At 65.0% G+C, this 7,843-nt stretch carries 7 protein-coding genes and 1 pseudogene; 4 read left to right on the top strand and 4 right to left on the bottom strand.

All coding sequences use genetic code 11. The annotated features are described in order from the left end of the window. Positions 1–2 precede the first annotated feature (2 nt). Positions 3–263, bottom strand: coding sequence for a hypothetical protein (locus EAH89_RS30140; protein ID WP_140887767.1), 261 nt, complete (start codon positions 261–263; stop codon positions 3–5). Then, positions 263–589, bottom strand: a complete 327-nt coding sequence (locus EAH89_RS30135; RefSeq protein ID WP_140887764.1) for a hypothetical protein — start codon at positions 587–589, stop codon at positions 263–265. Before EAH89_RS30135 ends, EAH89_RS30140 begins: the two co-directional genes overlap by 1 nt. A 1,490-nt stretch (positions 590–2,079) precedes the next feature. On the opposite strand from EAH89_RS30135, the gene EAH89_RS30125 reads away from it, so the two are divergent. Then, on the top strand, positions 2,080–3,456 hold the full coding sequence (locus EAH89_RS30125; protein WP_161993857.1) for a TIGR03013 family XrtA/PEP-CTERM system glycosyltransferase: 1,377 nt from the start codon (positions 2,080–2,082) through the stop codon (positions 3,454–3,456). A gap of 209 nt (positions 3,457–3,665) precedes the next feature. Next, a complete protein-coding gene (locus EAH89_RS30120) occupies positions 3,666–4,385 on the top strand; it encodes a choice-of-anchor K domain-containing protein (RefSeq protein WP_140887756.1) in 720 nt (239 codons plus the stop codon). Positions 4,386–4,612: 227 nt separating this feature from the next. Here EAH89_RS30120 and EAH89_RS30115 read toward each other — a convergent pair. Next, positions 4,613–5,559, bottom strand: a protein-coding gene (locus EAH89_RS30115) for an IS630 family transposase (protein ID WP_206667733.1) whose coding sequence is annotated in 2 segments (ribosomal slippage) — positions 4,613–5,236 and positions 5,239–5,559 — 945 coding nt in all. Because the reading frame shifts where the segments join, the coding sequence is not laid out codon by codon here. Between the two features lie 405 nt (positions 5,560–5,964). Between EAH89_RS30115 and EAH89_RS30110 the strand changes: the two genes are divergently transcribed. Next, positions 5,965–6,246 (top strand): hypothetical protein, encoded by a 282-nt coding sequence (locus tag EAH89_RS30110; RefSeq protein ID WP_140887752.1) that lies wholly within the window; start codon positions 5,965–5,967, stop codon positions 6,244–6,246. A gap of 743 nt (positions 6,247–6,989) precedes the next feature. Here the strand turns inward: EAH89_RS30110 and EAH89_RS33300 are convergent. Next, positions 6,990–7,121 carry a hypothetical protein gene (locus EAH89_RS33300; RefSeq protein ID WP_277753915.1) on the bottom strand — a complete coding sequence of 44 codons (132 nt, stop codon included), beginning with the start codon at positions 7,119–7,121 and terminating at the stop codon, positions 6,990–6,992. 504 nt (positions 7,122–7,625) lie between these two features. On the opposite strand from EAH89_RS33300, the pseudogene EAH89_RS30105 reads away from it, so the two are divergent. Then, positions 7,626–7,843: pseudogene (locus EAH89_RS30105) on the top strand (IS701 family transposase); the annotation flags it as partial.

Here is a 7,843-nt window from a genome sequence, read left to right as displayed (position 1 = left end):
GATCAAGGCAGCGGCTTGATTGTCGCCGGCGTCCCTCCTCCGTGTCCCTCACCCCTCCGGTCCGGCCGGTCCACCAGCTCCACCGAGACCGGCCGCTCTTTGCAGTTCAGGCAGCGAAGCCGCGCGCTGATCAGGTGCAAATCCGCCTCCGGGCCATAGTGGTCGATCAGCAGGCGGACCGGGTAGTCCACGAGGTAGCCGCAGCCGCAACGGATCATCAGCCACCAGCCTAGGTGGTCGCGCGCCGGGGCCGCCTGCCCCATCAGCTCGCCGCGGCTTCGCACTCGAAGGAGGCCATAATCTCCAGCTGGTCATTCCCGCTGACGTGCTGGTCGCGCCAAGCCTGCGCCGGTCCCCAGAGCCAGTCGCCGTGCTCCCGCGAGAGCGACGCGATCATGTCGCGGACGGCGCGCTCGGCACCGTATTCGCCGCCGCCGGCCGCCCGATAGGCCGCCACGGCCAGTTCGAGGCACGCAGAGCCCTCCAGGCCTCGCCCGGCGGCGTCCCGGTAGGCAATGCCCACGGCGCGCAGCTCTAGCACCGGCCAAGCGGCGCAGGGCTCGGGGCGGTAGAGGTGGTCATGCGTCATCACAGACTCCGGGGTAGGCTCCGGCGAAGGCTAGGACAGACGCGAANCCAAGCCTGCGCCGGTCCCCAGAGCCAGTCGCCGTGCTCCCGCGAGAGCGACGCGATCATGTCGCGGACGGCGCGCTCGGCACCGTATTCGCCGCCGCCGGCCGCCCGATAGGCCGCCACGGCCAGTTCGAGGCACGCAGAGCCCTCCAGGCCTCGCCCGGCGGCGTCCCGGTAGGCAATGCCCACGGCGCGCAGCTCTAGCACCGGCCAAGCGGCGCAGGGCTCGGGGCGGTAGAGGTGGTCATGCGTCATCACAGACTCCGGGGTAGGCTCCGGCGAAGGCTAGGACAGACGCGAACGATTCGTGAACAAGTACTACGGGTTCCCTGGCATTAGAGCGGCACGAGGCAGGGGAGGAAGGCATGGCCGAAGCGGTATGCAGCCGGTGCGGCACCATCTTCGATGTCACGAAGGTTCTGCGCCGCCCAGACGGGAGCGTGCAGTGGACGCATGCACCTAGCGCCCGGCACGGCATGCAGCGGATGGTCCATCAGATCTGTCCCGTGCGGTATGACACGCCGGACAACCCGCCAGCCTCATGCCCTCACGAGGACGAAGCGGTTAGGCAACTCGCAAACCGCATTCTAGGGGAACACCAATAAGCGGCGGAGCAACATCCCTCCCCGGGACGCTATGAGCGATCCCAATCCAGGCCCTCGCTGGCTTTCCGCCCAGAATGCCGCGACCCACCTCGGGCTGACCGTTGATGCCTTCCGTCGGCTAGTCCGCGCAGAGCGGGTGCCCGGACCGTCGCGAGCATTGGGCGATCGGCAGCCGTGGTGGGATCGCCTGGCGCTCGATGCGCACATGCTCGGCCAGCCGCCGGCATTCGACGCCGAGGAAGCCGTAGCTCGGGTCGCTGCTGAGATCCGGGCGAGAGAACCCAAGCGGAAGCCCGGCAAGGTCAGGTGAGGCTTCGGCCTAGCAGTTGGCCGGCGAGGTCCCTGACCGCCCTCTGAGCGTCCACACCACCAGCAGCCTCTCGAACCGACACGACACGCCGGATCGGCCGAGGAGTGGGAGAGGGTGCGCGCCATTCGAGCGTGCGGAGAACCCGCGCTAGGGCGTCGGGGGTGAGAAGGAGGGTTCGGCCTCGGCGGATGGCTTGCAAGCCAGGATCAGCCGCCATGGCCTGCACGAGGTATCTGCGGGCGGTCTTGGTGCTGACCTCACCGAGAGCGGCGGCAAGGTCGTTCAAGGTGAGGAGCGGGTCAGGCATGGCAGGGTCGGTCCTCAAGGCGCAGTGACGCTGAGCCACCGCAACTTCGATCTTCCTTGCACTCAGAGCGGTTGATTGTCGTGCTTCTGCTGCCGCCAGTTCGCTTTTGCCCAATCCCTGCCCGCAAGTTCCGCCCTGCTGAGCACGACCCCGCTCGTCGACACCACCCACCTCATCGGCTCGGCTTAACCCTTTCCTTATCGTCCTATACCAGCTTGCTGACCATGACGAGAAACGCCGGTCCGAGCGCTGCCCACGTCCTGTTCCTGCTCGACGTCGCCTTCCTCGCGGCAGTCTGCTTTGCCGCGCTGCGGCTTGTTCCTGCGCTGCAGCCGGTGGGCCCTGGCGCGGCGCTCTTCCCTGTTGCCGACCTTTGCCTTCTCTACGCCCTTGGCCTTTACCGACGCGACGCGCTTGTCGGCTTTGGTGAGGCACTCGGGCGTTTGCCAGTCGCTGCAGGGGCCGGAGCCCTGGCTGCCTGGGCGATGACAGCCGCCTTTCCAACAATCTTTGGCACTCCCGAGGCGCATCTTCTCTTCGCCGCCTCCGTGCCCGGCTTCGCCGCCGCGGCGCTGGGCGCGCGTCTGGTGCTGCACCTTCTCCGCCGGCGGGGCTTTTTCCGGCGCCGCCTTCTCGTCGTCGGCGCTGGCCGCCGCGCCTGGGACCTCGTCTGGATGTTGCGCCACGAGGCGCGGACGCTTGCCTTCGACGTCGTCTTCGTCCACGACCCTCGCTTGGGAGAGATCGACCCGAGGATCACGGCGGACGCGACCAGTAGCATCGTGCCGGACGCCTCGGATCTCCTCACGACCACCCAGGCGTTGAACCCTGACAGGATTGTCGTCGCCCCCGACGAGCGCCGCGGCCTCTCGATGGAGGGGCTGCTGGCCTGCAAGATGGTGGGCTTTCCGGTGAGCGAGTACGCCGCCTTCCTGGAGAAGGAGATCGGGCGCATCGACCTCAAGCGCCTCGATCTTAGCTGGCTCCTCTACGCTGACGGCTTCATCGTGCGCACGACAGACCGGCTGCTGAAGCGCATGCTCGATATTGGGGTGAGCACGACCCTGCTCGTGTGGATCGCCCCGCTGGTGGTCGCCGCGGCCGTCGGAGTGAAGCTCACGGATCGCGGCCCCATCCTCTACCGCCAGGAGCGCGTCTCCCGCGGCGGGCGCGTGTTCCGCATCATCAAGTTCCGCACGATGCGGACGGATGCCGAGCGCAACGGGGCGGTCTGGGCTGCCACCGACGATCCGCGCATAACCAAGTTCGGGCTGCTGCTCCGGCGCTCGCGCATTGACGAGCTGCCGCAGCTACTCAACGTCCTGCGGGGGGACATGGCCTTCGTCGGACCCCGGCCGGAGCGGCCGGAATTCGTCCGCGAACTCGCATCCCGCCTGCCCCTCTACGAGGAGAGGCACCTGGTGCGAGCGGGCCTCACCGGCTGGGCACAGGTGAACTATCCCTACGGCGCCTCGCTTAACGACGCACGCTCGAAGCTCAGCTACGACCTGTTCTACATTAAGAACTACGGCGTGCTCTTCGACCTGCGCATCATCCTGCAGACTTTGCGCGTGGTGTTTTGGCCGAGCGGAGTTCGCTAACCCTCTACGATGAGCGAGAGCCATACCTTTCTCGTCGGGCTGCTGCGCGAGCACGCGTGACTATCGGAGCTTGGATGACGATCCAACAGATAGGATTTAACCATTCTGACAATGCATCGATAATAGTTTCAGTACAGTTGCGTATCGGCATCTAAATTGTCATTGATCAGGTGATCGGATCCAACCGACCTTGATCAGGAGTACCAAGCATGAGCCTTCGTTATCTCCTCCTCGGCACCGCCCTCGCCGCCCCGCTGGCGCTCACCAGCCTCTCGGCTGCGGCGGCCTCCGTCACCTACTCCTCCAACGGGACCCTCAGCAGCATCGCCGGCTGCACTAATCCCGCCACCTGCGTCCAGAACGGCCAGAACCAGATCTACTGGGGCGGTCAGAACGGCTTCGGCGGCAGCCCCTCCCCTTACATCTCCTCCGTGCTGACCGCTGTTGACGCCGGAACCACCACCGACCTTGACGGGCAGAACGTCACCCTCGGCCAGCTCAACTGGACCAACCGCGCCACCGCCGATAACCGCACCGATGACAGCTTCAACGTCACCTGGAGCCTCTCGAACATCTTCACCTCGCCCGTCGGCCTCGGGAGCGCGGCCTTCAACCTCAACATCCAGAACACCCAGAACCCCGCCGGCGACCTCATCCTCAATCTTCTCGCCGCGAGCTACACGGCAAACATCCCGGGCTACGTCATGACGGGTCTCCACTTCGAGGAAGAGGGACGCGGCTCGTTCAACTCCCTCACCGGCATCTGGACCAACCCTGAGGGTTACACCTCCACCCTGAGGCTGCTCGCCAACGTGGTCACCGCGCCGGTGCCGGTGCCGGTGCCCGAGCCCGCTTCGCTGGCCCTCTTCGGCGCCGGCCTTCTCGGCCTCGGCCTCGTCCGCCAGCGCAAAAACTCCTCGGCAATTTGAAGGAGGCACGGACTGTGCTCCACGCCATACGTCAGTGCGTCGCGCTTGTGGTAGACGTGCTAATCTTCAACGAAGCTGCACATCTCACATGATCAAGTCGGTCTGACGAGCGCTGTTCACAGCGCAAACCTTCCCACCGTACACAAGTAGTACCGCACTCGTTGCCAGCGAAGCTCACGGTGGTCGCAGACTGCCTACCTTGCCAATAAGGCTAGAGCTTTTCCACCTTACTCGAACGCGTAGCCTGAGTTGGCGAGGTAGTTCCTGCACTCGGCTGGGGTGAAGGTGGCGATCAGCTGCCCGATGGTCGTCCAGAGTGCCTCGCGCGATCGGGCCGCGGCCTTTCGGAGCAGCGCCTTCAGCTTGGCAAAGGCTTGCTCGATGGAGTTCAGGTCGGGGGAGTAGGGCGGCAGGTAGAGCAAGCTGGCGCCGGTGACGCGGATCGCCTCACGCACACCGGCGACCTTGTGAGCGGCGAGGTTGTCCAGGACCACGACGTCGCCCTTGGAGAGAGTGGGGGCGAGGAACTGTCCGATGTAGGCGAGGAAGGTCTCACCGGTCATCGGGCCGTCCAGAACAAGCGGTGCGACAAGGCCGGTGCTGCGCAGCCCTGCGATGAAGGTGGTGGTGCACCAGTGGCCATGCGGCGTGGCGTCGACCAAACGCTCGCTCCGCGGACCCCAGCCGTAGCGGCGGACCATGTTGGTGGCGGCGCCAGTCTCATCGAGGAACACGAAGCGCTCCGGGTCCATGTAGCGCTGCCAGACGCGCCAGTGACGTCGATGAGCCGCGACGTCCGGCCGGTCCTGCTCGGCCGCCCTCAGCTGCTTTTTTTGTGTGACTGGTCGAGCCGCTTCAGCATGGACCAGATCGTCATCAGCGAGACCGGCGCCACGCCGCGCTCGATCAGCGCCACCCGGATCTCGGCCAGGGTGATCCCCTTCCGGCTGGCCGTCAGCTCCTGGAGGAACGCCTCCTGCCCAGCCAGCAGCGGCTTGCGGTAGCCGCCGATCTTGGCAGGAGCCGTGCTGCCGGTCTGGCGCACCCGCCGGACCAGCTTGATCGCCGCCGAAGCACTGACCGCGAACCGGGCCGCCGCCTCCCGCGCCGAGGCGCCCTCCTCGACAGCCCGAACCAGGCGCTTGCGCAGGTCCTGCGACAGGGGTGCCGTCATCACCAGCCTCGCTGCTTCATCAACAGCGTCGAATCAGAACCCGCCAGTCCGTGCAAGCCTGAAGTGCTCTAGTCCGCCTTGTGACTAGTGTCACTGCGCATCAGAAGATGGGCGAGCATTCCGGCGAGAAGTTCGTCTGCCTTGGTGAGGTGCTTTGCTCGTGCGTACTCGGCCAGTGCTTTTGTCGTCCCAATGGCGAGCGCTAGGTGCTCCGTCATGGGGCAAGGGACAGCAGACCCGTCGCAGCCTTCAGACATTGAACGCTCCCGTTAAGACAACTTGCCTCTTCGTGCTTTCATGCCGATGTCGGAACGTGACGTCTGGATGGTAAATGAAGTGTAAATCGCCGGCCTCACCATCTGCGGCGGCATTAGGCGACGTGGGTTCTGATCCTGCTTTTGAAAGGTGACGATGATGGACGGCGGTGCTGAGTCCTCTGAGGATCTTCAGAAGGTGGTCGCCAGGGCAGTGGCTGGAGCGTTGGATGTCATGCTCAAGCGCACCGCGCCGGGTGAGCGGCTGACGCTGATCCGAACCCTGCGCGCTCAGATGGAGCAGGTGCTTGCTGAGGCGCCCCTTACTGGGGACCCCGTCGAGGCAATCGCGATGCGTACTCGCCTTGCGGCCTTGTTCGATGCCGAATTCACTCGCCGAGAGGCGGCCGAGCAGAGGCCGGAGCAGCCCTAGCTGCACTCCTTAATCCGAGCATCGCCTTTAACCGTCGGAACTGCGGGATGGTCAAGCGAGGGATCCAGGACCCGAGGGGCCGTCATGAGGCGGAACGCATGATCGGAATAACGCGTCAGTGGATGTCGCTCGTGGTGGACGTGCTGAGCTACGAGGACGCCCTGCCACAACAGCGCCATCCAGTTGCCCGGACGTGAAGGGTACGGCGGAGCTAAACAAGTGCTTGGGCGAGCTGCTCGCGGGTGGGTACGGGCGGGCGCACTAGAACCTGAGCGCAGGGAGTGATGAGCGTTAGCTCGAGAAGATCGGCGGCGTTGCCGAGGATTGCGGCGGACCGGCCGTCGCCCTTTTCGGCCGCATAGTCTGACAGGCACTGCAGGGTAGCCAGAACGGAGCGGAGTTCGATCTGGAAGGTGCGGCCGGAAGTAGGGCACTGGGACATGGAGGGGGCTCTCGGTCGGGGGGACGAGGAGGGTTCTTCAGAGCACTGAAGATGCTGCTTATTTCCGCTTTAAAACGGATAGGCGGCAAGGATTCGACGCCCAGTTTGTGCAGTGCATTTCCTGTACGAGTGAACCCTTTAAGCGAAGTTATCCACATAAGCTGCTGTTCCAACTCGGGGATACCGTCGCCACCGAAAGAGTTAGGTTTTGTAGCCTCCACTGACAGGCGGTGGAGAGTGTGCGAATCGTTGACTCAGTTACGACGCGGTACTGAAGTCGGAGACCTTCCATTTGGCCCACTCACAACCCGATTTTGCCGCACAGCTGCAGCAGGCGCTGCTCACCAGCCTCGAGATGTACCTTGCCGACATCGACGAGCCGGCCGCGCGGCGTATGGCTCTGCATGACGCGTGCGGGCGCATCGCTGAGCATCTGTCTGCGGCGCCGCTTCCGTGCTCCGGCAATGACCAATGGAAGCACCCTGCCCTCATCACAGCCGCCTTGTATGCTGCCACTCAGCAGCTCCAGGGGCAGCTGGCGAACGCCTGACCTAGGAACGCGACCGGATTGCCTCACCGCACCCAGCCGGGGCGGCAGCACGGCGCCACGTGTGACCATTCAGGTTCGTCATCCGGCTCCCACGCTGTGCAAGCCTGCTCATTGGGAGGGCCAGCTCTTCCGGCTTGGGAAGGTGTTTGGGTCCAGCTCATCGCACCTGACACGTGCAAGTGAGTCTGGCGTTGTCCCCAGCCTTCCTGTAAATAGCTTACGGTTTCGTGATATCGGGCTTAGTTCTACAGTTGAGCTTGCCGTGAGGCTTTCCCATGTGCGGCGTGGCGGCATGTCGGTTCGTGGGGGCAGGCCATGGGGTCGGATCCTCGGGACATTCTGAGTTGGCGCGAGAATTTGGGAGCGCTGCAGGCGAGACTGGGGGAGTTGTTCGTCCGGGCCGAGCCGCGGCGGCAGGCAGGCCTGTACCTTGAGGGCCTGCTGAGCGCGGCCAAGCGCAAGAACGGCTGGCAGTTGGCCGAGCAGATCGGCGACGCCCGCCCGTGGCGGACGCAGCGCGTGCTCAGCCACGTCCTGTGGGACCAGGAGGCGGCCCGGGATCTGTGCCGCGCGTACGTGCTGGAGCACGTCGGAGCCGATGATGG

It is taken from the genome of Muricoccus nepalensis, from assembly GCF_006438825.1.
In the GTDB taxonomy this organism is placed as follows: Bacteria; Pseudomonadota; Alphaproteobacteria; order Acetobacterales; family Acetobacteraceae; genus Roseomonas; species Roseomonas nepalensis.
This window is presented reverse-complemented; position numbering and strand designations above follow the sequence as displayed.

Bases quoted from the DNA above. Each gene is read 5' to 3' on its own strand.
- EAH89_RS30140 (WP_140887767.1), bottom strand. From the start codon at position 263: ATGGGGCAGGCGGCCCCGGCGCGCGACCACCTAGGCTGGTGGCTGATG.
- EAH89_RS30135 (WP_140887764.1), bottom strand. From the start codon at position 589: ATGACGCATGACCACCTCTACCGCCCCGAGCCCTGCGCCGCTTGGCCG.
- EAH89_RS30125 (WP_161993857.1), top strand. From the start codon at position 2,080: ATGACGAGAAACGCCGGTCCGAGCGCTGCCCACGTCCTGTTCCTGCTC.
- EAH89_RS30120 (WP_140887756.1), top strand. From the start codon at position 3,666: ATGAGCCTTCGTTATCTCCTCCTCGGCACCGCCCTCGCCGCCCCGCTG.
- EAH89_RS33300 (WP_277753915.1), bottom strand. From the start codon at position 7,121: ATGCTCAGCGATGCGCCCGCACGCGTCATGCAGAGCCATACGCCGCGC.